This window comes from Alkalihalophilus lindianensis (assembly GCF_032843265.1).
GTDB lineage: Bacteria > Bacillota > Bacilli > Bacillales > Bacillaceae_D > Alkalihalophilus > Alkalihalophilus lindianensis.
Genome location: NZ_JAWJBA010001001.1, coordinates 1 through 238, shown reverse-complemented (window position 1 = coordinate 238; position 238 = coordinate 1). Strand labels below are relative to the sequence as shown.

1 protein-coding gene is annotated in these 238 nt (G+C 55.5%); it reads left to right on the top strand.

What is annotated here, in order from left to right:
• Positions 1-238 (top strand): ATP-binding cassette domain-containing protein (locus RYX56_RS25135; protein ID WP_317124486.1); only part of this gene is annotated, 238 nt, incomplete at both ends.

Sequence of the window (238 nt, the reverse complement as noted above, 5' to 3'; positions counted from 1 at the left end):
CTCAGGTTGCTGACAATCTGCTCGAAAGATTCAGCCAGTATGACGCGGCCAATCGCAGGGCGGACAAATATTCCGGCGGGATGAAGCGCCGACTTGACATTGCCATGAGCCTGATTGGAACACCAGCAGTCATTTTTCTCGACGAACCAACGACAGGGCTTGACCCCGAAGCGCGAATTGAAGTCTGGGATACCGTCAAGGAGCTTGCGGGCGGCGGCACGACCATTATGCTTACGAC